Here is a 26683-nt window from a genome sequence, read left to right as displayed (position 1 = left end):
GACAACGCAGCGCGGCCCCTGCCGGAATCATCCGGCAGGGGCCGCGCTGCGTTCAGACTCACCAGATATGGTGCGGGATGTCCCAGGAATCGAGTTCGCGGTCGAGCAGGTCGCGCAGCGTCCCGTCGTCCGGGAAGTGGGACTCGTCGCAGCCGAGGACGGAGAAGGTGACCTGCTCCGGGCTCCGGAGCAGCCACGACTGGACACCGTCGCCGAACCTCAGTTCCGTGGTCGGGTCGACTCCCTGCGCCATCCCGCGGAGTGCGATGCGACGCACAGGCCGGCCACCGATCTCCATCGCCTCGGCCGGGACATCGCCGAGGTTGGAGACCATCGCGTCGGGTGTCCGGCCGGCTGCGCCGGCACCGGCCACCTTCAACAGCAGAGAGGTCGGCAGGAACCAGATCAGCGGGTTCAGGTGGATGTGCGGCGCGCGCCTGCCTTCGGACAGTCGCACAAAAGCTGCCTTGCAGGCGCCGCGAATGCCGCCGAGGTCTCCGCCTGCAACCGGCTCATCGGCCAGATACACCGAGACCCCGGCGATCGCGTTGCGTCGCTCATCGTCGCCCTCACGCTGGTCGACCGGCACCCCCACCTTGATCGGCACTCCGCGGGGCGCGAAACCGCTGGACCTCAGCAGCCCGCTGACCGCGGCGATGAACATCGTGTTCGACGTCCCGCCGTGTTCGGCCGCGACCCGCTCCCACACGTCCGTCGGGACGGTCGCGGTCGCATAAGTGAACCGGGCGTTGGGTGATCGCTCGAACAACGGCGGCCGGTCCGGCCGCGGATCCGGTTCGACGTCGACGCTCCTTCGCTGTTCGACGACCGCTCGTACGAGACCTCGCGCGACTTCACCGACTTGCACGCAGGCGTCCGCCACATCGGCGAGTCGCCGGCGGCTGCGCGAGGCGGCGGTGGCGGCATCCGGGACGTTGCCGGGGCGCGGTGTGACACCGCCCGTCGCCGGGTCGAGCGGAGCGCCGGAAGCAGCCGCCGCCTCGGCTGCCGCGGCGAGCATTCCCCGACCGTCGGTGGCCACGTGGAGCGCGCACAGGGACACCACCGTGCCGCCCGACTCGGTGCGCGCCGCACGAAGCCGCCAGCATCGACCGTTCTCGACATCGAGTGGAACCGTGGCCATCTCGTCGGCAGCCCAGGTGTCGATGTCGGACTCCGCGATCGGCAAGGCGTCGATCGCCGGCGGCGGCGCGTCCGGTGCCCGTTCCCATCGCGGCCGGGCTCCGTACACATCGGTCGTCTTCAGAATCCGGTGCAGTGGTCCCCGGGAGAGGGCGGTGTTCATGGCGGTCAGCGCCTCCGGTGAGATCTCGTCGTCGAGGACCCAGACGATCTGCAGCACCACTGACCATCCCAGTGCCGGCGTCATGATCCAGTAGAGCGCATCGTCGGTCGCGAGACGTTCGAGTCGCGTGACCGACGATCCCGCACTCGCGCCACCGGCACCGCGCGCAGCCGCGTCACCGACCCGGCGTTCGATCTCGTCGACCGCGTACGTCACGGTGTCGCCGGCGCGGGTGAGTTTCTCGCTGACCCGTCGCGCCCGCTCGGCTACCCCCGGGTCGAGCAGCGAGGTGATCGCCTCCTCGATGCGGTCGGGGTCGAGGACGCCGTCGCTCGTCATCGGCATGGAGGCCCCGATGCCGAGCCGTTCGAGCTCTTCTCCCCAGAACGGTTGGTCGACCATGTACCAGCAGATCAACGACGGCGTGGCCGACCGGAGCGCGACCGCGGTCGTGCCTGCGCCGCCGTGGTGGACGACGACCGCGCACCGTGGGAACACGGTGGCGTGATCGACGTGGCTTTCGATGCGCACGTCGTCGGACTCGGCTGCCGCGCGTATCTCGGCGCTCAGGTCGGTCCAGCCCGCACAGATCAGCAGCCGGCGCCCGAGACGACGAGCGACCGTGAGAAAGGCGTCGAGGGTGGCCTTCTCCCCTCGCATCGGCATGCTGCCGAAGCCGACGTACAGCGGGTCATCACCTGCGTCCAGCCACGTCATCAGGTCGTCGCCGGGCTCCGGTTCGTCGGGCTGGGGGTCGAGGAATGGGCGGAGATCAGCCGGCAACTCGATGAATCCGACTGCCGGACGCCGGCGGATCCGGCTGTCGCCGTCCCACGTCGGGTCGTCGCGGATCGCGAACATCGGATCGTAGGCCTGTAGTTCGACCCCGGGTATGTCCTTCATCCGTGTGGCGAACTGCCGCGACACCTTGGGCAGACCCAGCTGGGCGCGCAGTCGGTTCTCCCGGCGTCGGCCGAGCAGCGAGGTGACCGCATCGAACAACAACCAGTTGGCGAGGACCGCGGCGCTGTTGCGGGCCGGCAGGCGCCCGATGAACGGAGCCACCCGACGGTTTCGTCGGACGGGCGCGTGGTGGATCGACACCAGCGGGACACCGGCAGCTTCGGCGTAGGCGAGCGCCTGGACCTCGGTGTTGTACCCGGTGACGATCACATCGGCACCGTCGACCACCGTCGCCATGTCATCGACGAGCTGATCCCAGCCGAAGACGTGCGCGGCACCGAGGTCGCGCATGCGACGGATGGGTTTCCCTTCCGTCTCCCGGCGGATGCGCCGCACTTTCTCCATATGGGCGCGCGAATCGACCCCGAGGGGCCGGACGTCGAGCGATTGCCGCATGACGTCGTTGATCGTATTCGGCGGCAACCCGATGCGGACGTCGTGTCCTCGTTCGACGAGCGCATGTGCCAGGACCAGTCCGGGTTGTGCGTCACCCCGGGTCCCGATGATGACTATGGCGACTTTCATCCTGGCACCCCGCGTCGAACCTCGGCGTTCTCCGGCATTGGCATATAGCAAGACCTTTCGTCCCGACCGTGTCAGGTGGTGGACAGCAACGTCACAGCAGCTCATCGTCGTGGATGGGCCACCTCCCGACATCGGGGGTCGGCAGGCGACCGTTCACAACGGTGAACAATCCCGGGACCGACAGTATCCGGGCGTGTGCACAACCGCAGGTTTGGAACCGATCGTGAGGGTTATTACCGGCTACACAGATCAGAGCGTGGTCGAGACCGTGCCGCGGCATCCGCAGAAATCCTCGGAGGTCGATTCTCATGTCATCCACGAATGCCCGGGTCACTCGTTCACCCATCCGGACCGCGGCGCTCGTCGTCGGCGCGGTCTTCCTGCTCGTCGGAATCCTGGGCTTCATCCCGGGTATCACCACGGACTACGACACGCTGACGTTCGCGGGTCATCATTCCGAGGCCGCTCTGCTCGGCATCTTCCAGGTGTCGATCCTGCACAACATCGTCCACCTGTTGTTCGGCGTGGCGGGGATACTCCTGGCCCGCACGGTGGCCACCGCGTTCCTCTATCTGGTTGCCGGCGGTGCCATCTACCTCGTGCTCTGGGTCTACGGTCTGGTCATCGACCAGGACAGCGGCGCCAACTTCGTCCCGGTGAACACCGCCGACAACTGGCTGCACTTCGTTCTCGGGGTCGGGATGATCGCGGTCGGCCTCCTCCTACGCAACCGCGATGTGCGGCCCGCGACGGGAACCGTCAACCCGGCCGGCGGCCCGGCCGCCTGACACGTTGCTACCCGGTGGCCCCGGTGGCTTGTTCGCCCGCAGCGGCGAGCGCCGGCAGCGCCGCGGTGATCAGGCCGAGGAGCTGCTCACGGGTGACCGTGGGCGAGGTCAGCCAGCGGATCGTCGTCTCCTCGACGAAGGCGACCCAGCCGTGGACGCTCAGCACCACCGTCGGGGTGACCTCCACACCGAAAGCCGGCGCGTGATCGAGAACGCGGCCGACCATGACCTCCCGGGTGCGGTCGAAGACGTCGCGCATCGCGGGGTCCGAGCTCGACGCCCCGCGGATGAGAGCTGTGTACGCCGAACGGTTCTCGCTGACGAAGTCCACGAAGGCCGCCATGGATGCGGTCAGGATGGCGATCGGGTCGCCGAGGGATTCGTCCGGTTCGGTGCAGGCCAGCATCCGGTCGGCCTGCGCCTGGGCGATCGCGACGTGATAGTCCTGCTTGGACGCGAAATAGTGGAACAGCAGCGCCCGCGACACCCCGGCCGCGTCGGCGATGGCGTCGATGGTGATCTCGTCGAGGGGTCGATCCCGGACCATCTCCAGACCGAACTCGAGGAGCTGATCGCGACGGGCCTCGGGACTCATCCGGGTGCGCTTGGACGCGGTCGGCTTGTCCTCGATCACCGGCGTGGCAGCCGTTCCTCTACTGGTCACCCGGTCAGACTACCCCTATTGAGGCTTGTTCAATAACTATTGACACGTGTTCAGTATCACCCCTATGGTGGCACCATGACAACGAACGATGTAGAGATCGCCATCATCGGGGCCGGCTTCTCGGGGCTGGGTGCCGCCATCCGGATGAGGCAGCACGGATTCGACGACTTCGTGCTCCTCGATCGAGGCCGCGACTTCGGCGGCACCTGGCGCGACAACACCTACCCCGGCGCCGCTTGCGACGTGCCGTCGCAGCTGTACTCCTACTCGTTCGCGAAGAACCCGACCTGGTCGCGGTCGTACTCGCACCAGCCGGAGATCCATGCGTACATCAACGATGTCGCGGCTCGTCACGACATCGCGGCCCGGTCACGCTTCGGCACCGAGGTCACCAACGCCGCGTGGAACGAGGACGAGGGACGCTGGATCATCGACACCGAGCGCGACGGCACCACCGAACAGGTCCGCGCCCGCGTCCTCATCGGCGGCGTCGGACCGCTCTGCGAGCCGAACCTCCCCGACATCGAGGGCATCGAATCCTTCGAGGGCAAGATCGTCCACTCGGCCCGCTGGGACAACGACCACGACTTCACCGGACAGCGCGTCGCGGTCATCGGCACCGGCGCCTCGGCCATCCAGCTGGTCCCGGAGCTGGCCAAGGTGACCTCGCGCCTCGACGTCTACCAGCGCACCGCACCGTGGATCGTCCCCCGTACCGAACGCGCGTACACCAAGCTCGAGCACTGGGCGTACAAGAACGTCCCGGGCTACCAGTCGGCCGTCCGCGGCGGGATCTATGCCGCCAACGAGGTCATCGCCTTCGGCCTGACCTACTCCCCCACCGCGCTCAAGCCCGTCGAACTGCTCTGCCGCGCCAACATCGCGCGGGGCATCGGTCGCGACGCCGAGCTGCGCCGTAAGGCCACCCCCACCTTCCAGGTGGGATGCAAGCGCATCCTGCGGTCCAACGACTGGTATCCCGCCCTCGCCCGCCCCAACGTCGACCTCATCACCGACGGGATCGAGCGCATCACCCCCACCGGGGTCGTCGCCAAGGACGGGACGACCCGCGAGGTCGACGTCATCGTCGTCGCCACCGGATTCCACGTCACCGACTCCCCCGTCTTCGACAAGATCGTCGGCAAGGACCAGCGCAGCCTGGCCGACGTCTGGGCCGAGATCGGCATGCAGGGCTACAAGGGCTCGTTCGTCCACGGTTTCCCGAACATGATGCTGATGGTCGGGCCGTCGACCGGCCTCGGCCACACCTCGATGGTGTACATGATCGAGTCGCAGCTGAATTACCTCGTCGACTACCTCAAAACCGTTCGGTCGCAGGGGATCACCCGCACCGAGGTGAAGCTGTCCGCACAGCAGGAGTTCAACGCGGGCATCCAGCACAAGCTGCGCAACAGCGTGTGGGTCAACGGCGGCTGCGCCTCCTGGTACAAGGACGCCAACGGCAACATCACCACGCTGTGGCCCGGATTCACCTTCGCCTTCCGCAACACGACCCGCCGGTTCGACATCGCCGCATACGATGTCACCCGCGGCGCACGACGCCCGGCGACCTCCACCCCGGACCACGGCGACGAGTCGAAGACCGACCAGCCGGCGGCCGTCAACGCCTGAGCGTTCGACCCCCCGCCACTTCGACACCATCTCGAGGAGACAACTCATGAAGGACTTTCGCGACAAGGTCGTGGTCATCACCGGCGCCGGTTCGGGCATGGGCCGCGACATCGCGGTCAAACTCGCCCGGCAGGGTGCACGCCTCGCCATCTCCGACGTCACGCCCGACGGCCTGGCCGAAACCGAGCGTCTCGTGAAAGCGGCCGGAGCAGAAGTGCATTCGCAGCTGCTCAACGTCGCCGAGCGGGAGGCCGTGCTGACCTACGCCGACACCGTCAAGGACCGTTTCGGCGTGGTCAACGTGGTCTTCAACAACGCCGGCATCGCACATCACGGCGAGATCGAACGCACCGAGTTCAAGGACATCGAGCGCGTCATGGATGTCGACTACTGGGGAGTCGTCAACGGCACCAAGGCGTTCCTGCCGTACCTCATCGCCTCCGGCGACGGCCACATCGTCAACACCTCGTCGCTGTTCGGCCTCCTCGCCGAACCCGGTCAGGCCGCGTACAACTCGGCGAAGTTCGCCGTCCGCGGCTTCACCGAGGCCCTGCGCCAGGAGATGATCATCGCCAAGCACCCGGTCCAGGTGAGCTGTGTGCACCCGGGCGGAATCAAGACCGCGATCGCCCGCAACGCCACCGTCTCCGGCGACCACGACCAGAAGGCGACCGCCGCCTTCTTCGACCGTTACCTCGCGCGCATGTCGAGTGCGGACGCCGCCGACGTGATCATCGAGGGCGTGCGGAAGAACAAGGCGCGCATCCTCGTCGGAGCCGATGCGAAGATCCTCGATCTCGCGGTGCGCATCGTCGCATCGAAGTACCAGTGGGTCTCGGCGAAGGTCACCGGCTGGGCGCTCTCGAAGGCGGACTGAGCAGCTACAGGCCGTGTTCGGCCAGCCACTCGAGCGCGACGTCCCGCGGATCGCTGCCGGTCTCGACCTCGCCCGACATCGTGGCGAGGTCGGCGGTGGTGATCTCGCCGGCGACCTTGTTCATGGTCTTGACCTGATCGCGGTTGAGTGCGGCCGACCGGAACACGGGCACGAGCACCTCGGCGCGCGGTCCGGTCTGTTCGGCGGCGGGCTCGCGCTCGGTACTCGCCTCGCCCCCGTCCGGCGCGTTGTCGGGGGTGTCGCCGCCGCCTTCCGAGTTGCGTAGTGCCTGGACGTCGGACGATGCGCCCTCGGCGTCCTCCCCGGCGATGTCGAGAGGCGTGAGGAGACCGACCGCGTTGCCGTCGGCTGCGCGCCGCAGGACCTGATCGGTGGTGTCGACCGTTTCCACGGGTCCGAGTCGGCACCCGGCCGAGGTGAACGCGTTGAGCGTCGCCGGATCGGGGTCGGAGGTGGCGACGACCGGGAGTCCGGCCGGTAGCAGTGCGCAGTCGTCGAGGCCGGTGGCGCCCACGCTGCCGGCGAGGGCCGTCGACACGAAGATCTGCGGTGCGCCGGAGACCGGCGTCTCGTCGCCCACCGAAACACCTTGCGGCAGTGATCGGTTCAGCTCCACGTAGACGTCCTCGGCGCCGACCGCGGTCGACGACGGGGCGAGCATCGTCAGCAGGTCCCCGGTGAAGGCCGGGAAGAGGTCCAGGTCGGCGCGATCCATCTCGTCGAGCAGCGTCGCGTCGTCACCGCGAAGCCGGTCGGCGGACACGACGGAACCCGCGTTGCGCAGTGCACCCGCGTACACCTCGGCCATCACCCGCATGGCCGCGTCGTCCGACGAGCCGATCACGATGCCCCGCGGTGGCGACGCGGCTTCGTCCCCGCACCCGGCGAGGACGACGGCCAGTGCCACGATCAGCCCGGTGACCACCACGAGACGCTTGCGGACGAGACGTTTACGCACGGTGCCACCGTATCTGCTGTGCGCCTCCCGGTTCAGACGCCCTCGGCGGCACGGCCGAGATCCCATAGGCGGGAACGAGGCAATCCCCGCGCGTACCATCGGCAGACGTGGCGACGATCCCCAAATCCGGTCCGCGTGGCCTCCCGCCGCGTCGGGACGCACACGCCTCGCCGAGGAAGATCCCGGTACCCGCGGCACGCGCGGTCGTCGACTGCGCGGTCTATGTCGACGGCCACCGCCGGCCGGGTCGCATCGGTTACCGCGACGCACTGGCTCAGGTTCGTGAATCGGGTGAGGGCTTCGTGTGGGTCGGGTTGCATTCCCCCGACGACTCCCAGATGGCCGATGTGGGCACGACCTTCGGTCTGCACGAGCTCGTCGTCGAGGACGCCGTGCACGCGCACCAGCGGCCGAAACTCGAGGTCTACGACGACACGCAGTTCCTGGTGCTGCGGACCGTGCAGTACGTCGAACACGAGTCGATGGCGAAGGCCAGCGAGGTCGTGGAGACCGGCGAGATCATGGTCTTCGCCGGACCCGACTTCGTCCTCACGGTGCGGCACGGCGAGCACACCGAACTGTCGGGGATGCGGCGGAATCTCGAGAGCCGCCCCGAACGGCTCGCGCTCGGCCCGACCGCCGTGCTGCACGCCGTGGCCGACAAGGTCGTCGATAGCTATCTCGCCGTGACCGAACGCATGGACGTCGACATCGTGGCGATCGAGGAGTCGGTGTTCAGCCGGCAGAATCGCTGGCTCGACATCGACCCGGTCTATCTGCTGCGGCGCGAGGTCCTCGAACTCCGACGCGCCGTCACCCCGCTGTCCGAACCATTGCGGATGTTGACCGCCGGCGGAAACCCGCTGGTGCCCAAGGAGGTTCGCCGGCACCTCCGCGACGTCGACGACCATCTCACCACCGTCATCGACCGGGTGCTTGAATACGACGATCTGCTGAACTCCCTGCTGCAGGCCGGCGCCGCGAAGGTGGGCATCCAGCAGACCACCGACATGCGCAAGATCTCCGCTTGGGTTGCGATCGCCGCGGTTCCGACGATGGTCGCCGGGATCTACGGCATGAACTTCGACCACATGCCCGAACTGCATCAGCCGTGGGGTTATCCGCTTGTCCTCGGCGTGTTGGTGGCGGTGTGCGGTTTGCTGTTCGTGGTCTTCCGGCGCAGCCACTGGCTATGAGGTGATTGCCCGATCGCCACCTCGGGTAGTCGCAAGACCATGAGCGATACCGACACCGACGACACCGTGCAGGCCCTGCTCGAGCGAGCCGGCCGCACCTACGCCGACGACGCGGGGATCACGCTGAAGGACACCCCGTCGCCACTGTTCGAGCTGCTCGTCCTGTCCCTCCTGCTGAGCACGCGGATCTCCGCCGAGATCGCGGTCGCCGCAGCTCGCGAACTGTTCTCGTCCGGGTACCGGACCCCGGAGAAGATGGCCCGGGCGTCGTGGCAGAGCCTCGTCGACGCCCTGGGCCGGGGACACTACAAGCGCTACGACGAGAGCACCGCCACCCGGCTCGGGGAGGCCGGCCGGAAGGTGCTCGACGACTATCACGGCGATCTCCGCGAACTCGCCGAGAAGGCCGACTCCGACCCGGACAAGGCCGCGAAACTGCTGCAGGAGTTCACCGGCATAGGTCCGGTCGGCGCCGAGATCTTCCTGCGCGAAGTGCAGTCCGTGTGGGGCTGGGTCGCACCGCGTTTCGACCGACGGGCCCTCGACGCCGCCAAGGACCTCGGTCTTCCCGGCGACCCCGGGCGGCTCGCCGACCTCGCCGGCGGCAGGCCCGAGGTCCTCGCCGCCGCCCTGGTGCGCGCTTCACTCGACGACGCCCTGCTCAGCGCGGTCAGATCCGGGTAGCGGCGGCCTATTCTGGGATGACGGTCACCGGCATGGCAGGTTTGGGCCAGGCCGCCCCCGGATACCCGGGGAACGATCCGCGTCCGCGCCCGGCGTCGCGGACCAGAGGAGTGAGGAGTGCTGGTGTCAGCTCAGGCGATCGCTGCGGATCCGACCACGGTCGGGGTCTTTCGCATCCCGACGCTGCCACAGGCACGCGGTCCCCTGTCCCAGGCGGTGATCGACCTGCTGCGCAGCGATCCCGATACGACACCGACCGTCGACGTCACCGCAGCACTGCACGACCCGGACCCCTACGGCGACGACCTGCAGCTCGCGCTCTACCTCTGCTATGAGATGCACTACGTCGGATTCGCCGACGCCGATGTCACGTGGGAGTGGCAGCCGGCGCTGCTGTCGTTGCGCGCCGAACTCGAACGACGATTCCTCGACGCACTCCACCGCGATGTCCCGGCCGCGGCCGAGGGTGAGACCGCGCAGGCCGAGATGGATGAACTCTGCATCGAGAATCCCGACGGCGACGGCGCGTCGTACCACCTCCGCGACAACGGCACCTGGGAGCAATATCGCCAACTGTTCGCGTTGCGGTCGCTGTATCACCTGAAAGAGGCCGACCCGCACGCCTGGGCGATCCCGCGCCTGCGCGGACATGCCAAGGCCGCTTTCGTGGCAGTCGAATTCGACGAGTTCGGCGGCGGTCGCGGCAACGCGGTCCATCAGGAACTCTTCGCCGACCTGCTCCGTGCGGCCGATCTGTCCGCCGACTATCTCGGCTATCTCGACACCGTCCCCGGCGTCGCGCTGACACCGGTGAACCTCATGTCGCTGTTCGGTCTGCACCGCCGGTACCGCGGCGCCGCGGTCGGCCACCTCGCGGCCACCGAGATCACCTCACCGCCCGGGTCTCAGCGGCTCCTGGCCGGGCTCGAGCGTCTCGATGCCCCCGAGGCGTGCCGACACTTCTACCGCGAACACGTCGAGGCCGACGCGGTTCATGAGCAGATCCTGCGCACCGACGTCGTCGGCGACCTGGTCCGTTCTGATCCCGGCGCCGAGGCCGATGTGATCTTCGGTATCCGCGCCTTCCTGTTCGTGGAGGATGCGCTCGACGCGCATGTCATGGGCGCGTGGGAACGCGGCGAGAGCGCCTTCCCCGGGATCTGAGGGGTTCGGCGTCGGAGCTAGTCGGCCGAGCGCCGGCGGCGCTTGCGGTGGCTGGTGTCGCACAGCGGGTAGTTCTTGCTACGACCGCACGCGCAGATGGCGACCATGAAGCGGTCCGACTGCACATGGCAACCGTCTGGGAGTTCGATGTCGACCGGGCCCTCCACGAGCACCGGTCCGCCACGTACCACCCGCACCGCGGTGCGGCGCTTGTCCGTCGCATCGTCTCCGCTGCTGGTCACTGTGACATCTCCTCCGACCGTCATGACGGTGCGACGGCCGCGATCCCGACCAGCCGCTCGACGCGACACCCTCGATCGAGCAGTCCGCGTTCCTCGAGCCACTCGGCGCGGGCGGTCATGACCGGACCGAACGGGATGAACCTCTCGGCGACGACCTCGGCGGTCAATCCCCCGGCACGCAGAGTGCGCAGCGACGCTTCCTCATCGGCGAACTCGGAGTGCACCAGGAGGAACGCCCCTCCGGGACGAACCAGCGTCGGGACATGTGCGCACAGCAGATCCAGCACGGCCCGACCGTCGAGGCCCGCGTCCCAGGCATGCGAGGGGCCGGCCGGGTGATACCGGGGGTCGGAGACCGGTGGCGTCGGGACGTAGGGGGGATTGCAGGTCACGACATCGTAGTGCCCCACGTGGCGGGTCAGGTCGCCGTGTTCGACGGTGATGGACACCCCCGCCGATCTCGCGGACCGACGCGCATACGCGACCGCGTCGGCGGAAGCGTCGACGGCGGTGACCTCGGCGGCGCCCCGACGAGCGGCTGCGATGGCGATCGCACCGCTGCCGGTACACAGGTCGAGGACGCGTTTGCCGTCCACACCCAGGGAGTGCACCAGGTCGATGAGCAGTTCGGTGTCCTGCTGGGGCAGATAGACCTCGCCGACCGCGGAGTCGGCGACCGTGGCTCGCGGCGATGCGGGCGATGCGGATGTCAGCGTCACCAGTGCATCGTTCCCGCCGGCGAGCCGCACGAAACCTCAGCCGGGTGTGGCCGAGGCGCGATTCGGTTCGGCGACATCGATGCCGGCCTCCTGCCAGGCGTCGCGCAAAGCGTCAGCCCCCTTCAGTCGCACCCAGGCCGCCTCGTTCGCCGTGATCGGCACCGCCCGCAACAGACGGACGGGATCCATGGGGGCGGGCAACTCGACCTCGCCGAGTTCGTCGTCGGACAGCAACACCGCGGTGCAGGTCGCGCCGTCCCAGAGCGGTTCGCCCAGGTCGACGAGGGCGTCGGCGTCGAGGATCAGCCCCTCGACGGCGGGTGCGGCCGCCAGCGTCGCCAAGCGCCTGTGCAGACCGGGGAGCGGCGAACCCGCCCGCATGCGTACCACCAGTTCGGCCCGCGGCCCCCGCACCGGGTCGGCGTGGAGGTCGGTCGGATCGGTCATCGGGTGGCGTGCACACCCCGACGTGACGTACACCAGCTCACCGGGGGCGGAGTCGCCGAGCACGAACCGCAGGACGTCGATCGGCTCCACACCGAGGAACGTCACCGACGCTCGTTGTGGTTCGGCGCCCAGCCGTTCCCTGAGATGTCGCCCGACGAGTTCGGTCACCGCTTCAGTCACGTCCGTCAGGCTACCGAGAAGACTGTGACCGATTTGAGCCCTCGTCTAGCCTGGAGCAATGGTCCGGGTTCTGGCGGTCGCCGACGAGGTGGTGGACTCTCTCACCTTCGGCATCGGGATCGAGGGGCGTCCCGACCTCATCCTCGGCGCGGGCGACCTCCCGTTCGACTATCTCGAGATCCTCGCCTCGCTGTGCGACGCACCCTGTGTCTACGTCCCCGGCAACCACGACCGTGAACTCCGCGGCTACCACCGCGGACGCACCGGGTGGACCCGTGCGGGTCTCCCCACCGTGGATCCCGGTCCGCGCGGCGGGATCAACGCCGACGGTCGGACGGTGACGGTCGCCGGACTGCGGATCAGCGGTCTCGGCGGAAGCCGGCGATACAACGGCGGCTCAAACCAGTACACCGACACCCAGCAACGACTCCGGTCAATGCGTCTGCGCTGCGGAAACGTTCTGTCGAAGCCCGTCGGTCCGGGTCGGGGCGGCACCGACATCCTGCTCACCCACAGCCCGGCGCGCGGGGTCGGCGACGGCGACGACACCCCGCATCAGGGTTTCGACTGTTTCCACCCGCTCGTGCATGCGTTGCGCCCGACGCTGCTGGTGCACGGGCACGTCCATCCCTACGGCAACAGGCCGCGCGATCTGCCGATCGGCGAGACGACGACGTCGATGAACGTCGTGGGCTTCTGCCAGTTCGACATCGATCCGGCGAGCCGGAACGTCGAGATCGTGAGACGCAGACATGGCGCGTGACACCGGATTCCCCGACGCCGACGCCGGCAACGACTTCGCCCGGCTGCGCCGCCAGGCCGAACGTGCCCGTCTCGCACAGTGGTTCATGCGTCAGCCGGCGGACGTCAACACCATCCTGCCGTTCGACGAGGTCGTCGCGGCGCTCGGGGCCACGGGCAAGACCGTACTCGGACTCCAGGTCGTCGAGGTGTCCTCGATCGTCGGAAGCGTCGACCGCACCAAGGATTTCGACCGCTACTTCCGCCCCACCTCGTCGCGGCTGCGGGAACGGTGGCAGCGGATCGCCGCCGCGCAACGCCGCGGCGAGTCGGTGCCGCCGGTTCAGCTCTACCGGGTCGGTTCGATGCACTTCGTCATCGACGGCCATCACCGTGTGTCGATCGCCATCGCCCGCAACCTGACCACCGTCGACGCCTATGTGACCGAGATCCACACACGAATCTCACCGGAGGGCATCAACGCACCGTCGGACCTGATCCTCAAGGATCACCGCCGGCTGTTCCTGTCGCGGGTGCCGCTCGAGGGTGCGCAGGCCGAGGCCATCACCCTGACCGACCCGTTCGACTACGCCGAACTCGCGGAGAGCGTGGAGGCGTGGGGTTTTCGGCTCTCTCAGGAGATCGGTGAGTTCCTGAGTCGCACCGAGGTCGCCCGGCGCTGGTTCGGCGAGGAGTTCCTGCCCGTCGTCCGCATGGCCCGCCGGGCCGGCCTCCGCGACGACCTGACCAGCGACGCCGAACTGTACATGTGGGTGGCCTGCGAACGTTATCGGCTGGTGCGCAGGCACATCTGGGACGAGAAGGTGTTCGACGAACTGCGCGACCACTCCCACCAGAGACGGCGGTAGTGGTCGCGCAACGAGTCGAGGACCGGGTTCAGTGGCGGCGCAGCGACTCTCCCGAGCTCTGATCGAACACCGCCACCTTCGAGGCGTCGTAGAACAGCTCGGCGGTCGAACCACGGCGGACCTTCGAATCCGGCGACAGGCGGGCGATGAGCTGACTGCCCCCGAGGTCGGCGCCGGAGTCGGCGGACAGCTCGGCGAGCGCGTCGCTCGACGCCCGGGTCGATCCGTCGCCGATGCCGAAGTAGGCGTAGATGTCCGAGCCCATCGATTCCAGGACTTCGATGTTCGCGGTGAACGTCGCACCATGCCGACGCGTGGTGTCGTCGACCAGTGACGCGTCCTCGAGGTGCTCGGGGCGGATGCCGATGAGAACCTCACCGCTGCTTCCGACGTCACCTGCACGCGACACCACGGCGCGGTGATCGTCGAGGGCGATCGTGCCGATCGCGGTCTCGATGCCGTCCGTGCCGAGGCGGCCGGACAGGAAGTTCATGGCCGGCGAACCGATGAACCCGGCGACGAACACGTTGGTCGGGTTGTTGTAGAGCTCCTGGGGCGTACCGATCTGCTGGACGTGCCCGCCGCGCAGGACGACCACACGATCGCCGAGGGTCATGGCCTCGGTCTGGTCGTGCGTCACGTACACGGTGGTGGTTCCCAGGCGCTGCTGCAGCTGGGCGATCTCCGTCCGCATCTGCACGCGCAGCTTGGCGTCGAGGTTCGACAGCGGCTCGTCCATGAGGAATGCCTTGGGCGAGCGCACGATCGCGCGGCCCATCGCGACGCGCTGGCGCTGGCCGCCGGACAGGTTGGCCGGCTTGCGGTCGAGGTACTGACCGAGATCGAGGATGCGCGCGGCCTCGTCGACCTTGGCGGCGATCTGATCCTTCGGCAGTTTCTGCAGGGTCAGCGGGAAGGCGATGTTGTCGCGCACCGACATGTGCGGGTAGAGCGCGTAGCTCTGGAACACCATCGCGATGTCGCGGTCCTTGGGTGCGCGCTCGTTGACGCGCTCCCCGCCGATCCGCAGCTCACCCGAGGTGATGTCCTCGAGGCCCGCGATCATGTTCAGCGTCGTCGACTTTCCGCAGCCCGACGGGCCGACGAGGATCACGAACTCGCCGTCGGCGATCTCGATGTCGACCCCGTCGACCGCGGTGGAGCCGTCCGGGTACTTCTTGGTGACCTTGTCCAGAACGATGTCTGCCATGGGTTATCCCTTCACGGCGCCGGAAGTCAGACCGGCCACGATTCGACGTTGGAAGAACAGCACGAAGATGATGATGGGGATGGTGATGACGACCGCGGCGGCCGAGATCGAACCGGTCGGCTCCTCGAACTGAGAGCTGCCGGTGAAGTTCGCGATGGCCACCGGTGCGGTGATCGCCCGTTCGGTCGAGGTCAGCGACAGGGCGAGAAGCAGGTCGTTCCAGGCGAAGATGAACACCAGGATCGCCGCGGTCACCACACCCGGCGCGGCCAGCGGCGCGATCACCTTGCGGAAGGCCTGCCACGGGGTGGCGCCGTCCATCTTGGCCGCTTTCTCGAGTTCCCAGGGGATCTCGCGGAAGAAGGCCGACAGTGTGTAGATCGCCAGCGGCAACGCGAAGGTGATGTACGGCAGGATCAGGCCCGGCCAGGTGTCGAACAGACCCAGACGCCGCTCGATGTTGAACAGCGGTGTCACCAGCGAGATCTGCGGGAACATCGCGATCAGCAGCGCGGCCCCGATGAGGACCTTCTTGCCGGGGAACTCCAGTCGCGCCACGGCGTAGGCGGCCATCGTGCCCAGGATCACCGCGATCAGCGTGGTGATCAGACCGACGCCGATCGAGTTGATCAGCGCCGAGGTGAAGGCACTGGTCTCGAAGATCGACTTGTAGTTGTCGAGGGTGAACTCGGCCGGGATGAACTTCCCGTCGGTCACGCTCGACGCCGGCTTGAACGACAGGCTGATGATCCACAGCAGCGGGATGAGTGCGTACAGGATCACCAGGATGTTGGCGATCGTCCACCACGCCTTGGACTTTCCGCTCGAATTCACCGGATTACCTCCCCTCGTCGTCGGAACCCGGTGCGGCGGTGCCGAACCCCTTGATGAACACGAACGCGATGATCGCCACGCAGATGAAGATCAGGATCGAGATCGCCGATCCGACGCCCAGGTTGAACGCGCCGAACAGGTTGTCATAGCCCAGCATCGACACCGAGTAGGTGTTGTTGGACCCGCTGGTGAGAACGTAGATGTTGTCGAACACGCGGAACGCGTCGAGGGTGCGGAACAGCAGCGCGACGAGGATGGCCGGCTTCATCAGCGGAAGGATGATGCGCCACAGTCGCGTCCACGCACCGGCACCGTCGACCTGGGCGGCCTTCAGCAGGTCGTCGGGCACCAGCGCCAGGCCCGCCAGCAACAGCAGCGCCATGAACGGGGTGGTCTTCCAGACCTCGGCGAGGACGATGATCGCCAGCGACGGCCACTGTTCGGTGAGCGGCGCACTGCCGTCGGGCAGCAGGTTCGCCAGATAGCCGGTGCCGGGCGTCCACGCGTAGTACCACGAGAACGCCGCGGCCACGGTCACGATGCCGTACGGGATCAGGACGACGGTGCGGATCGTGCCGCGTCCGAAGATGGTGCGGTGCATGACCAGTGCGATGGCCATGCCGAGGACGAGCTCGATGAGCACCGACACGACCGTGATACCCACCGTGACGCCGAAGGCCGTCCACCAGTAGTTGTCGGTCAGCACCGTCGCGTAGTTCGAGAACCACACGAACTCCCGCTCTCCGGGCGCGGACAGGCTCATCTTGTTCAGCGAGAGCCAGACCGCGTAGATGATCGGATATCCGGTCACCAGCAGCATCATCAGCGCGGCGGGCGCGATGAGCCAGAAGGCCAGCCGCCGCTCGGCCGTCTTGCCCTCACTGCGCTTGCGGGGCTTCGGTGCGGCTTCTTCGCGGGGTCGTTCGGCCACCGCGGTGGCGGCTGCCGATGACCGTGCCACGCCGACGGATCCGGGATTCGACCCGACCGGGTTCGCGGGCGCCGAACCGACCCGGGCCGAACCGGGTGGAACCTCGTGGCGTCCTCCCGGTGGCGCCTTCCACAACTCGTCGGAGTGCACGGGCGGGCTGTCCCCCACGATGGGGATCGGGCCGGTCTGGGCGGGCGCATCGTCGGGCAGCGCATGGCGGCCGGGGCGGAACGCGGACTCGTCGGCGGAGTCGTCCTCGTTCGGTGCGCGCCCGCCCGGAGTGTTCCCGCCGGGTGTGTTGTGATCGGTCACGGAACCAACCCTTCCCCGTCGATTGCCTTCTGGACGGCCTCGGCGAGTTCGTCCACCAGTGTTTCCGGATCCCACGCCCCGACCGGACTCAGCTTCGCCTGCAGCAGCGTCGAGATCGCCTGGTAGTCAGGAGACTTCGGACGAATCGCAGCATGGTCGGGTTCGAGCTGACGCTTGATCTCCCGCGCCATCGGATAGGCGAGGCGGAAATCTGCGTCGTCGTAGATGGATTCGATCACCGGGGGCGGACCCGCGTTGAGCGAGAAGTCCTTCTGCGACGCCTCGCTCGTGATGCACTCGGCCGCCCGGAAGGCCAGGTCCGGCTGCTCGGAGGTGCTGGCGACGGCGATGTTGATCCCACCGAGGGTCGTCTTGGTGGGCAGGCCCTCGAAGCCCGGGTACGGGGCGAAGTCGAAGACCTTCTGCATCTCCCGGTTGAGCGGGAGCACATCCCGGTCGGACGGCGGATTCTCGCTGTCGGCGTACAGGTCGGCGTACTTCGTCAGGTCCAGGAACGGGACGGATCCCGCGACGGCGTTCTCGCGCATGCCGGGGAACACGAAGGGCCAGTTGACCTCATAGAGCGCCTCACCGCTCTCCATGCCCAGGCGGGCGGCACCCTCGTCGGAGTTGGTCAGCGACGGGTCGGCGCCCGGTGCGGTGGCCACCGCCTTGAGTGTCCGGAGGGCGCGGACCGTGGCCGCGCGATGCTCCGGAGTGTCGTTGAGCGTGACCTTGTCGGGGTTCTCGGGGTCGACGACCTGGCCGCCGGCACTGACGAGTACCGAGTTGAACCAGACCATCAGGCCCTCATATTGCCTGCCCTGCACCATGATGTAGGTCGGTCCGCCGTTGCGGCCGCTGACCAGTGCATCCTCGAGCATCCCGTCCCACGTCGAGGCGGGACGACGGCGGTCGACCTTGTCCTTCAGCACATCCTTGCGGTACCAGAGCAACTGGGTGTTGGTGGAGAACGGGATGGCGTAGAGGCGTTCGCGCTCATCCTCATCCGTCTTCCACACCGCGGTGTCGAGCGGACCGCCGAGGGTCCGCGCGGACACCTCCGCGGCCATCGCGTCGGGCACCGGGACCATCCAGCCCGCGTCGGCGAACTCAGCGGTCCACACCACGTCCATGCCCATGAGGTCGAGCCCGGAATCGTTGCCGGCCAGGCGGCGCGCCAACTGCAGCCGCTGATCGTCGGCACCCTTCGGCAGGGGCGTCGTGACGACCTTGTACTCACCGTTGGATTCGGCGGAACACTTGTCGCCGATCGCGGCGAAGGTGTCGGCACCGTCGGCGGGTGGATAGAAATTCAGTACGCCCGCTTCATATCCCGAGCCGCACGCCGACAGCACGGGGAGCGCCGCGGCCGCGGCGACCGCCGCCGCGAGGACCTTTCGCCTTACGCGACTTGTGGTTCGATACCTGCTGACCCTGCTCCGCACGCAGCCTCCTCGATGTCGTACGCGGCGGAGTACCCGAGGTGCTCCGCCGTGAGCGTCCGAGGTGCAACGCTATACGTCACGATTCGTGACATGCAACACATTCGGCATGGGCGTGCCACTCCGTCGCCGATTGTGATCGCCCCGTGTCCGCCGACGGTCGAGACCTCACATCGTCAGGCGCGCGAGCATGTCGCGGGCTTTCTCTGCGCTTTTGGGATCGCAGAGGACGTCGTAACGGCCGGCGACGAGCTGCATGGTCGACGCGAAGTCGCGCTGGCCGCGTGTCGCAGCATACGGAATCGTCGCCGAGATCACACCGAAGACCATGCCGCCGACGAGACCGACCAGGATCGGCCCCAGGGGCGAACCGGTGAAGACGAGTGAGACCAGGATGCCGAAGAAGAGGCCGAGCCAGGCCCCCGAGACCAGACCTCCGCCGATCACCTTGCCCCACGTCAGGCGTCCGATGACACGTTCGACCTGCATGAGGTCGACGCCCACAATCGTGACGTCCTCGACGGAGAAGTTCTCGTCGGACAGATAGTCCACCGCCCGCTGCGCCTCGGCGTAGGTGCTGTAGGAGCCGATCGGCCACCCCTTGGGCGGCGTCGGCAGGCCCGGCGTCTCCCGACCCGGGCGCATGGGATTCGTCATTTCGGGACCTCCCTGTGAAGTCGAGTCTGCTGTTCCGCGCTCGCCGACGGCGTTGGCCGAACCGATGGCACTACCCTTACTCCCATGTCGTCGGTGAGCAAGGTGTTCGTGGCCAGATTAGTCGGGTTGGCCGTCCTTGGTCCCGATGGTGAATCCATCGGGAGGGTCCGCGACGTGGTGATCTCGATCCGATTGTCGGGTCAACAACCACGCGCACTCGGCCTCGCGGTCGAATTGACCACCCGCCGAAGGATTTTCGTTCCCATGCTGCGCGTCACCGGCATCGAACCGCAGGCGGTGACCCTCAACACCGGCACGGTGAGCCTGCGGAAACTGCATCTTCGCCCCGGCGAGGCCCTGGCGATCGGCCAGATCCTCGACACCCGGGTCCGGGTCACCGACCCGGACCTGCCCGAACTCGCCGACGCCGACGTGACGGTGGTCGATCTCGGCATCGAACGCACCCGCACCCGGGACTGGGTCGTCTCGCGGGTCGCCATCCGCGCGGGCCGACGCGGTCTGCGCCGGCGTCACGAGACCCACGTCGTGGAATGGTCCAGCGTCCAGGGCATCACCCAGTCCGCCCTCGACCTGCCCGGCCAGGGCGTCGCCCAGGCGCTGATGCAGTTCGAGGGGATGCGCCCGGCCGACGTGGCGAACGCGCTCCGGGAGCTGCCGGCCAAACGACGTGGTGAGATCGCCTCGGCGCTCGAGGACGAGCGGCTCGCCGACGTGCTCCAGGAGCTGCCACCCGACGATCAGACGGCGATGCTCACCGCCCTGGGTCGCGATCGGGCCGTCACCATTCTCGAGGAGATGGATCCCGACGACGCGGCCGACCTCCTCGGCGAGCTCCCCGCCACCGAGGCCGAGGCGCTGCTCGAGGAGATGGACCCGGAGGAATCCGAACCGGTCCGTCGACTGCTGCTGCACTCCCCCGACACCGCCGGTGGTGTGATGACCTCCGAGCCGATCATCGTCACCGCGTCGACGACGATCGCCGAGGCACTCGCACGCGTCCGCAACCCCGATCTCACCCCCGCTTCGGCGAGCATCGTGTTCGTCGTCCGTCCCCCGACCGCGACGCCGACGGGCAAGTATCTCGGCTGTGTGCACCTGCAGGCCCTGCTGCGCGAGCCGCCGGCCCACCTGGTCGGCGGAATCCTCGACACCGACCTCGCGCAATTGCACCCGGAAGACTCACTGGAGACGATGACGCGCTATTTCGCGACCTACAACCTCGTCTGCGGCCCGGTGGTCGACGAGGCCGGCCACCTGCTCGGCGCCGTCAGCGTCGACGACCTCCTCGACGAGATCCTGCCGCGCGACTGGCGTGAGACCGAACCCGAGGACGTCGACAAGCCGACCGGCGTCGGCGCGCAGGTGAGGATCCGATGAGCGAGCGGGGCGGTCGCAAACTCGACATCCCCAGCACCCGGCGCACCATCTCGTTCAATCTCGATTCCGACATCGTCGGGATGTACAGCGAACGTGTCGCCCGGTTCCTGGGCACGGGCCGGTACCTGCTGATCCAGACCGTCATCGTGGTGGTGTGGATCGCGCTGAACCTGGTCGCGGTGACGATCCGGTGGGACCCGTATCCGTTCATCCTGCTCAACCTCGCGTTCTCCACGCAGGCGGCCTACGCCGCGCCGCTGATCCTGCTGGCCCAGAATCGTCAGGAGAACCGGGACCGCGTGGCGCTCGAGGAGGATCGGATGCGGTCGGCGCAGACCAAGGCCGACACCGAGTTCCTCGCGCGTGAGCTGGCCGCCGTCCGCCTGGCCGTCGGCGACACGGTGACGCGCGACTACCTGCGCAAAGAACTCGACGAGCTACTCGACGAGCTGACCGAACGGTTCGGTGCACGCGACCAAGCCTCGGACGACGCGGACGGCGTCGAGAAGTCCCGCTGAGCGGACCACGTCTCCAGGAGGTGCCGGCACCGCCCGACACCACTCCGTGACGTCACTCCAGTAACTTCTCTCCCATGGGTTTGCCGCCGTAACTTCTCGCGTCGCAGCGACGAAGTGAGTGACGACGAGTAAATGCGGAGTTCGCCATTGGGTCATCAGACCCAATATGTATGGTGGGTCACAGTTCGGCCGGATCCCGGTGTCGGTCACGACGCCAGACCCGGCCGGACACATCCGCTCTCGGCTCCAGGCCGTGCGGCCGGAGCGGGCAATCACTGCGTCCTCGGGGGGCAGACGTGTGGTGTTGTGACAACGGAGTAGATGTGATCGAGAAATCGGTGCGGGCGGACCGCCGGGGCGGTGGCCGATGAGCCCGCTGAACCTGGTGCGCCGCCGTCGTGGGCCGCAGCGTCCCCTGCACTTCCCGCGGCGAGCCGCGACGATCGTCGTCGGTGGCGCACTCGTCGGCACGATGGTGCTGGGCACGGCGTCATCGAGCGCGCACGGCGTGCTCGCCGCAGCGACCCCCGAACCCGAGGCCCCGGTCGTCGTCGCAGATGTCGTGCCGGGTTCGCCCGTGACGCTCCTCGGTTTCGCACCGCCGCCGGAGAAGCCAGCCGCCGCGCTTCCCGCGCCGCAGTTCCGACTCGCGAACGATCTCCCCTCCGGTCCTCTCGGCATCCCCGGCGTGGTCCTGCAGGCCTACAAGCTCGCCGCGAACCGGGTCGGCGCCGAGAGTCCACAGTGCAAGCTGCCCTGGTTCCTGCTCGCCGGCATCGGCCGCATCGAGTCCAATCATGCGAGCAACGGTTCGGTCGACCAGTACGGCACCACCATCAACCCGATCGCCGGGCCCGTGCTCGACGGTTCCCTGGCTGGCAACGCGGTCATCAAGGACACCGACGGTGGACGCATCGACGGCGACCCCGGGCACGACCGGGCCATGGGACCGATGCAGTTCATCCCCAGCACCTGGGCGTCCTGGGGCTCCGATGCCAACGGCGACGGCAAGTCCGACCCCAACAACATCTTCGACGCCACCTACTCTGCGGGACGCTACCTGTGCGCCGGGGTCAGCGACATCATGAGCGAGGGCACCCGCGTCGCGGCGGTGCTCCGGTACAACCGCTCGATGGAGTACGTCGCGAACGTACTCGGCTGGGCCGGCGCCTACGCCACCGGCGTCATGCCGACCAACCCGATCCCGGAGGCGAAACGCAAGGCGTCGAGTTCGTCGAGCAAGAGCAAGTCGAGTTCCTCCTCGTCCTCCACGCCGCCGTCGGGTCCGTCGTCCTCGTCGCCGTCGGTACGCAGGCCCGCACCGCCGCCGCAGAACTGTTTCATCGTGTGCCTGCCGACGATCACCCTGCCCGGACAGGTGCCCCCGCCGCCGCCCAAGAAGCAGGCTCCGGTGACCAAGAAGGCCCCGCCGGAGAACCGGTCGGGACCGGCGACGACACCGGTGCCCGTTCGCTGATCCGGCACCGCACGACCGCCTGCCGGGACCACCACCGTGGTCCGTCGGCGGCGCCGGTAGGCTGGACCAGATGACAACAGGAGTCGCGCCCACGGAATCGGCAGTTCGCGCCGCCCTGGGCAAGGTCAAGGATCCGGAGATCGGCAAGCCCATCACCGACATCGGGATGGTCAAGTCGGTCACCGTCAACGACGATGCCAGCGTCGACGTCGCGGTGTATCTGACGACGTCGGGGTGTCCCCTGCGCACCGAGATCGTCCAGCGGGTGGAGACCGCCGTCGCCGATGTCGCCGGAGTCGGTGCGGTGCGCGTCGAACTCGACGTGATGGACGACGAGCAGCGCACCGAGTTGCGCAAGAAGCTGCGCGGGGACAAGGCCGAGCCGGTCATCCCCTTCGCCCAGCCCGGGTCCCTGACCCGCGTCTACGCCGTCGCATCCGGTAAGGGTGGCGTCGGAAAGTCCAGCGTCACGGTCAACCTCGCGGCCGCACTGGCCGAGCGCGGACTCAGCGTGGGTGTCCTCGACGCCGACATCTACGGCCATTCCGTCCCCCGGATGCTCGGCAGTGACGCCAAGCCCACCCAGGTGGAGCGGATGATCATGCCGCCGATCAGCCACAACGTGCGATTCATCTCGATCGGCCAGTTCACCGAAGGCAACACCCCGGTCACCTGGCGCGGACCCATGCTGCACCGCGCGTTGCAGCAGTTCCTCGCCGACGTCTACTGGGGCGACCTCGACGTCCTGCTCCTCGACCTGCCCCCGGGCACCGGCGATGTCGCGATCTCCATCGCGCAGCTGATCCCGGGTGCGGAGATCCTCGTGGTCACCACACCGCAGCAGGCCGCCGCCGAGGTCGCCGAGCGCGCCGGTGCGATCGCGCTCCAGACCCGCCAGAAGATCCTGGGCGTCGTGGAGAACATGTCCTGGCTCGAGCTCCCCGACGGCACCCGCATGGAGCCGTTCGGCTCGGGTGGTGGCGAGCAGGTCGCCGAACGCCTCACCCGTGCGGTGGGCGCACCCGTGGAGCTCTTGGGTCAGGTCCCGTTGGAGACCGCACTGCGCGAGGGCGGCGACGCGGGTGTTCCGGTGGTCTTGTCGGCCCCCGACTCCCCCGCCGGCTCAGCGCTGCGGTCGATCGCCGCGAAGCTCGCCGTCCGCAAGCGCGGACTGGCCGGGATGAGCCTCGGGCTCGACACCGTCCGCCACTCCTGAGGAGTTCCGATCAGGTCGCGTCCCAGTCGGTGACGGCGGGACGGCCACCTGTACGACGCTCTGCCGGTGCACTGTCGGGCGACGGCTGTGCCGGGGTGTCGGTGTTCTTGTCGAGCGACATCGGCGCCGACACCGGCTTGATCGGTGGCGCCGGGGTGGTGCTGCGATCGACGGTGGTGGCGTCCTCCCCCAGGCGGAACAGCGAGTCGTCGCCGTCGAGAAGATGCTTGGTGACGATCGAACGCGGCGTCATCCCCCGCAGCTCGTTCAGGTCCGCGAGAGGTTTGCGCAGATCCTCGAACTCCGGACCGAGTTCGTCCTTGAGCTGGTTGGTCGCACCGGTCGCATAGTCGCGGACCTTGCGGAGCGACTGCATCGACCAGGACACCGCGCCCGGGAGTCGTTCGGGCCCGAGGATGACCAGGGCGGCCACGACCAGGATCGCGATCTCGCCCCATCCGATACTGCTGAACATCTGCCTCGTCCCGGTGTCAGTCGCTCGCCGGCGTGATGGTGCCGTTGAACGTACGCCCGTCCCGCCAGTACTGGAACGGGATCTCTTCACCGATCTTCGCGGTCCGGACCGCGACATTCAACTCGTCGGCGCTCTCGATGGGCCGGTTGTTCAACGAGGTGATGACGTCGTTCTCGCGAACCCCGGCGCGTTCGGCCGGTCCGCCGGACACCACATTGCGCACCTGGGCGCCCAGGACGCGCTCGTTGCGGACCGAGCTCGCGTTGATGCCGATCTGCGGGTGGTTGACCTTGCCGTCGCGGATGAGGGCTTCGGCGATGGGCTTGGCCTCGTCGATCGGGATGGCGAATCCGAGCCCGATCGAGCCGCCGCCGGCACCGAGCCGTCCCGCGGTGTTGATGCCGACGACCTTGGCGTCGCCGTTCACCAGCGGACCGCCGGAGTTGCCGGGGTTGATCGCCGCGTCCGTCTGGATCGCGTCGATGACCGCGTCGGTGTCGGATTCGGCGTCGGGCGTGAGCGCCACCGCGCGGTTCGTGGCACTGACGATGCCGCTCGTCACCGTCCGGTTGAGCCCGAGCGGCGATCCGAAGGCGACGACCTCCTCGCCGATCTGCAGGTCCGCGGAACTACCGAGGACCGACACGGTGGGATTCCTCACGTTCTCGACCTTGAGCACCGCGAGGTCGGTCTTGGGGTCACGTCCGACGATGCGTGCCGGGACACGCTGACGGTCGAAGAAGACGACCTCGAGCTTGGCGCTCTTGTCGTTCGCGGCCATCGAGATCACGTGGTTGTTGGTGAGGATGTACCCCGCCTTGTCGATGACGAAGCCCGAACCGGTCGAATAGGCCCCCGACGCCCGGACGTCGATGGCGACCACGGATTTCTCGACGGAACGCGCCACCTCGGCGATCGGCGAACGCGGCTCCGAACCGTTTCCGGGGTCGTCGGTGGACAGCTCCACGGAATCGGTGGTCAGCGGCGCCGCGACCTCGGCGGTCCACCGCCCCATCAGACCGCCGACGACGGCGATGAGCAGCGCGATGATCGCGAGCGCCGCGAGCGCGCTCCAGCTGATGCGGTTGCCCAGCAACACATCCCGGACGCCGAGTTTCGGGCCGGGGTCGGTGGCCGGCGTCGAGGCGCTGGTCGGCAGGGCGGGATCGACGAGCCGCGCGGGGCTCTCCGGATCACGCCAGGGGTCGTTGCGCGGCGGCTCGTCCTCGGTCTGGCCGTAGGTGGCGAGCGGATCGCGCTGGAGGGTCTCGTCAGAGCCGGGCGGACGCCCGAATGCCTCGGCGAGGACGGGGTCCGGGTCGGCGACGTGCGGTTGCGGCGCGGAATGGCTGCCGGCATCGGCGGCGAACGAACCGCGCACTCCCGAGGGCCGGCCGAAGACCTGCGCCGTTGCCGGCGATACGGGGGCGTGCCGCGGCCGCCCGGGCGTCAGCCGTTGCGAGTGTGGGGGTTCTTCGCGACGCGCGAACTCCGCGTCACCGCCGGGAGTCGAGGTGTCCTCGCCCTGGGGTCCGGTTCCGTCGGTCACGTTCACCTACCCCGACGGCGGAAGTTACGGCCGCGGCCGGTGTCGCGCATGAGCGGGTTCACGGGCGGGCGCATCGCCTCGCGGGCGCCTGGGATGCCGTCGGTCGGGGTGTCCGAGCCGAGGTCGATCTCGCGGGTCGGGATCTGAGAGAGCGCTCCGAGCAGCGAGGCGGGCACCGACACCTGGCCGGACTCGCGCAGGCGGGTACGGGCCAGGGACTGGGCGTCGACCGCCGCCACACACTCCGGGCAGAGCGCCAGATGGTGGGTGGCGCGAGCATGCGCCGACATACCGAGCTCACCGTCGACGAAAGCGGCGACCGCCTCGGGGGCGAGATGTTCGGTCGGGGCGAAACGGCGTCCACCGGCGGTGCCCGGCGCGCGATAGCCGCGGTTGGGCAGGAAGGACGACGGGGCCGGAGTCCACGAGTCGGCACCCCAGGAGGATCGCCGGCGACGAAGATTGGGGGTCGGGGGCTCGACACCGCCGCCCGGGGTCGGACGCCCGCGATCGCCGTCCATCATCGTCGGTCACCCCTCTCCACGACGTGTCCGCCGTACTCCGTTGTCATCACCTCTGCCGAGTCTGCTCGCCACGGTACTCACCGTCGGCGGGCTGTGCCGCCGCACGGGGTGTGACCGGGGCCGCACGCAACGTCTCAGCTTATCCGAGTCAGACAACGACG

The 26683-nt window shown here is 68.2% G+C and carries 26 protein-coding genes; 12 read left to right on the top strand and 14 right to left on the bottom strand.

What is annotated here, in order from left to right; translation table 11 throughout:
* Positions 1-58 precede the first annotated feature (58 nt).
* The gene (locus tag GOAMI_RS23040) at positions 59-2794 is read right to left on the bottom strand and encodes a glycosyltransferase (protein WP_006437266.1); all 2736 of its coding nucleotides are present in this window, start codon (positions 2792-2794) and stop codon (positions 59-61) included.
* A gap of 308 nt (positions 2795-3102) precedes the next feature.
* Between GOAMI_RS23040 and GOAMI_RS14355 the strand changes: the two genes are divergently transcribed.
* A complete protein-coding gene (locus GOAMI_RS14355) occupies positions 3103-3582 on the top strand; it encodes a DUF4383 domain-containing protein (RefSeq protein ID WP_006437265.1) in 480 nt (159 codons plus the stop codon).
* Positions 3583-3589: 7 nt separating this feature from the next.
* Here GOAMI_RS14355 and GOAMI_RS14350 read toward each other — a convergent pair whose 3' ends face one another.
* Complete coding sequence (locus GOAMI_RS14350; protein WP_040004858.1) at positions 3590-4246, bottom strand: TetR/AcrR family transcriptional regulator; 657 nt, start codon at positions 4244-4246, stop codon at positions 3590-3592.
* 75 nt (positions 4247-4321) lie between these two features.
* On the opposite strand from GOAMI_RS14350, the gene GOAMI_RS14345 reads away from it, so the two are divergent.
* Both GOAMI_RS14345 and GOAMI_RS14340 read left to right on the top strand, forming a co-directional pair.
* Positions 4322-5878 (top strand): flavin-containing monooxygenase, encoded by a 1557-nt coding sequence (locus GOAMI_RS14345; RefSeq protein ID WP_006437263.1) that lies wholly within the window; start codon positions 4322-4324, stop codon positions 5876-5878.
* A 46-nt stretch (positions 5879-5924) separates the two neighbouring features.
* The gene (locus GOAMI_RS14340; protein ID WP_006437262.1) at positions 5925-6755 is read left to right on the top strand and encodes an SDR family NAD(P)-dependent oxidoreductase; all 831 of its coding nucleotides are present in this window, start codon (positions 5925-5927) and stop codon (positions 6753-6755) included.
* A gap of 4 nt (positions 6756-6759) precedes the next feature.
* On the opposite strand, the gene GOAMI_RS14335 is transcribed toward GOAMI_RS14340, so the two are convergent.
* Entirely contained in the window at positions 6760-7734 is a 975-nt protein-coding gene (locus tag GOAMI_RS14335; RefSeq protein WP_006437261.1) for a type 2 periplasmic-binding domain-containing protein, read from the bottom strand.
* Between the two features lie 107 nt (positions 7735-7841).
* Between GOAMI_RS14335 and GOAMI_RS14330 the strand changes: the two genes are divergently transcribed.
* The 3 genes from GOAMI_RS14330 (at position 7842) to GOAMI_RS14320 (ending at position 10778) form a co-directional block, all read left to right on the top strand.
* A complete protein-coding gene (locus GOAMI_RS14330) occupies positions 7842-8930 on the top strand; it encodes a magnesium and cobalt transport protein CorA (RefSeq protein ID WP_006437260.1) in 1089 nt (362 codons plus the stop codon).
* Positions 8931-8969: 39 nt separating this feature from the next.
* Entirely contained in the window at positions 8970-9614 is a 645-nt protein-coding gene (locus tag GOAMI_RS14325) for an HhH-GDP family DNA glycosylase (protein WP_006437259.1), read from the top strand.
* 117 nt (positions 9615-9731) lie between these two features.
* The gene (locus GOAMI_RS14320; protein WP_006437258.1) at positions 9732-10778 is read left to right on the top strand and encodes an iron-containing redox enzyme family protein; all 1047 of its coding nucleotides are present in this window, start codon (positions 9732-9734) and stop codon (positions 10776-10778) included.
* A gap of 17 nt (positions 10779-10795) precedes the next feature.
* Here GOAMI_RS14320 and GOAMI_RS14315 read toward each other — a convergent pair whose 3' ends face one another.
* From GOAMI_RS14315 to GOAMI_RS14305, 3 genes are read right to left on the bottom strand one after another with little or no spacing between them, the layout of a single operon-like run.
* Positions 10796-11044: a CDGSH iron-sulfur domain-containing protein gene (locus tag GOAMI_RS14315; RefSeq protein WP_210738349.1), complete on the bottom strand. Its 249-nt coding sequence runs from the start codon at positions 11042-11044 to the stop codon at positions 10796-10798.
* Positions 11041-11739, bottom strand: a complete 699-nt coding sequence (locus GOAMI_RS14310; protein ID WP_040004864.1) for a HemK2/MTQ2 family protein methyltransferase — start codon at positions 11737-11739, stop codon at positions 11041-11043. Before GOAMI_RS14310 ends, GOAMI_RS14315 begins: the two co-directional genes overlap by 4 nt.
* A 36-nt stretch (positions 11740-11775) precedes the next feature.
* On the bottom strand, positions 11776-12366 hold the full coding sequence (locus tag GOAMI_RS14305) for a suppressor of fused domain protein (RefSeq protein ID WP_006437255.1): 591 nt from the start codon (positions 12364-12366) through the stop codon (positions 11776-11778).
* Between the two features lie 58 nt (positions 12367-12424).
* On the opposite strand from GOAMI_RS14305, the gene GOAMI_RS14300 reads away from it, so the two are divergent.
* Together GOAMI_RS14300 and GOAMI_RS14295 are read left to right on the top strand one after the other, a co-directional pair.
* Positions 12425-13129, top strand: coding sequence for a metallophosphoesterase family protein (locus GOAMI_RS14300; RefSeq protein ID WP_006437254.1), 705 nt, complete (start codon positions 12425-12427; stop codon positions 13127-13129).
* Positions 13119-13976, top strand: coding sequence for a hypothetical protein (locus tag GOAMI_RS14295; protein WP_006437253.1), 858 nt, complete (start codon positions 13119-13121; stop codon positions 13974-13976). The genes GOAMI_RS14300 and GOAMI_RS14295 overlap by 11 nt, the downstream gene beginning before the upstream one ends.
* Positions 13977-14004: 28 nt before the next feature.
* On the opposite strand, the gene GOAMI_RS14290 is transcribed toward GOAMI_RS14295, so the two are convergent.
* From GOAMI_RS14290 to GOAMI_RS14270, 5 genes are all read right to left on the bottom strand, one after another.
* Positions 14005-15186: an ABC transporter ATP-binding protein gene (locus GOAMI_RS14290; protein WP_006437252.1), complete on the bottom strand. Its 1182-nt coding sequence runs from the start codon at positions 15184-15186 to the stop codon at positions 14005-14007.
* Between the two features lie 3 nt (positions 15187-15189).
* The gene (locus GOAMI_RS14285; protein WP_006437251.1) at positions 15190-16020 is read right to left on the bottom strand and encodes a carbohydrate ABC transporter permease; all 831 of its coding nucleotides are present in this window, start codon (positions 16018-16020) and stop codon (positions 15190-15192) included.
* 4 nt (positions 16021-16024) lie between these two features.
* Complete coding sequence (locus tag GOAMI_RS14280; protein ID WP_081598251.1) at positions 16025-17263, bottom strand: sugar ABC transporter permease; 1239 nt, start codon at positions 17261-17263, stop codon at positions 16025-16027.
* Positions 17260-18711 (bottom strand): extracellular solute-binding protein, encoded by a 1452-nt coding sequence (locus GOAMI_RS14275; protein WP_006437249.1) that lies wholly within the window; start codon positions 18709-18711, stop codon positions 17260-17262. The genes GOAMI_RS14280 and GOAMI_RS14275 overlap by 4 nt, the downstream gene beginning before the upstream one ends.
* Positions 18712-18876: 165 nt before the next feature.
* A complete protein-coding gene (locus GOAMI_RS14270; protein ID WP_006437248.1) occupies positions 18877-19365 on the bottom strand; it encodes a YflT domain-containing protein in 489 nt (162 codons plus the stop codon).
* A gap of 84 nt (positions 19366-19449) precedes the next feature.
* Here GOAMI_RS14270 and GOAMI_RS14265 point away from each other — a divergent pair, with 84 nt between their 5' ends.
* From GOAMI_RS14265 to GOAMI_RS14250, 4 genes are all read left to right on the top strand, one after another.
* Positions 19450-20763, top strand: coding sequence for a magnesium transporter MgtE N-terminal domain-containing protein (locus GOAMI_RS14265; RefSeq protein ID WP_006437247.1), 1314 nt, complete (start codon positions 19450-19452; stop codon positions 20761-20763).
* Positions 20760-21281, top strand: coding sequence for a DUF1003 domain-containing protein (locus tag GOAMI_RS14260; protein WP_006437246.1), 522 nt, complete (start codon positions 20760-20762; stop codon positions 21279-21281). The genes GOAMI_RS14265 and GOAMI_RS14260 overlap by 4 nt, the downstream gene beginning before the upstream one ends.
* A gap of 367 nt (positions 21282-21648) precedes the next feature.
* Positions 21649-22758 carry a lytic transglycosylase domain-containing protein gene (locus GOAMI_RS14255; RefSeq protein WP_006437245.1) on the top strand — a complete coding sequence of 370 codons (1110 nt, stop codon included), beginning with the start codon at positions 21649-21651 and terminating at the stop codon, positions 22756-22758.
* Between the two features lie 70 nt (positions 22759-22828).
* Positions 22829-23974: an Mrp/NBP35 family ATP-binding protein gene (locus tag GOAMI_RS14250; RefSeq protein WP_006437244.1), complete on the top strand. Its 1146-nt coding sequence runs from the start codon at positions 22829-22831 to the stop codon at positions 23972-23974.
* Between the two features lie 10 nt (positions 23975-23984).
* Here GOAMI_RS14250 and tatB read toward each other — a convergent pair whose 3' ends face one another.
* Genes tatB through GOAMI_RS14235 form a run of 3 tightly spaced genes read right to left on the bottom strand, consistent with a single transcriptional unit; the run spans position 23985 to position 26522 of the window.
* A complete protein-coding gene (gene tatB, locus GOAMI_RS14245; RefSeq protein WP_006437243.1) occupies positions 23985-24449 on the bottom strand; it encodes a Sec-independent protein translocase protein TatB in 465 nt (154 codons plus the stop codon).
* Positions 24450-24465: 16 nt separating this feature from the next.
* A complete protein-coding gene (locus GOAMI_RS14240) occupies positions 24466-26004 on the bottom strand; it encodes a S1C family serine protease (RefSeq protein ID WP_040004856.1) in 1539 nt (512 codons plus the stop codon).
* Positions 26001-26522 carry a hypothetical protein gene (locus GOAMI_RS14235; RefSeq protein WP_006437241.1) on the bottom strand — a complete coding sequence of 174 codons (522 nt, stop codon included), beginning with the start codon at positions 26520-26522 and terminating at the stop codon, positions 26001-26003. The genes GOAMI_RS14240 and GOAMI_RS14235 overlap by 4 nt, the downstream gene beginning before the upstream one ends.
* Positions 26523-26683: the final 161 nt, after the last annotated feature.

Origin of the sequence: Gordonia amicalis NBRC 100051 = JCM 11271 (assembly GCF_000332995.1) — a bacterium.
GTDB lineage: Bacteria > Actinomycetota > Actinomycetes > Mycobacteriales > Mycobacteriaceae > Gordonia > Gordonia amicalis.
This window is presented reverse-complemented; position numbering and strand designations above follow the sequence as displayed.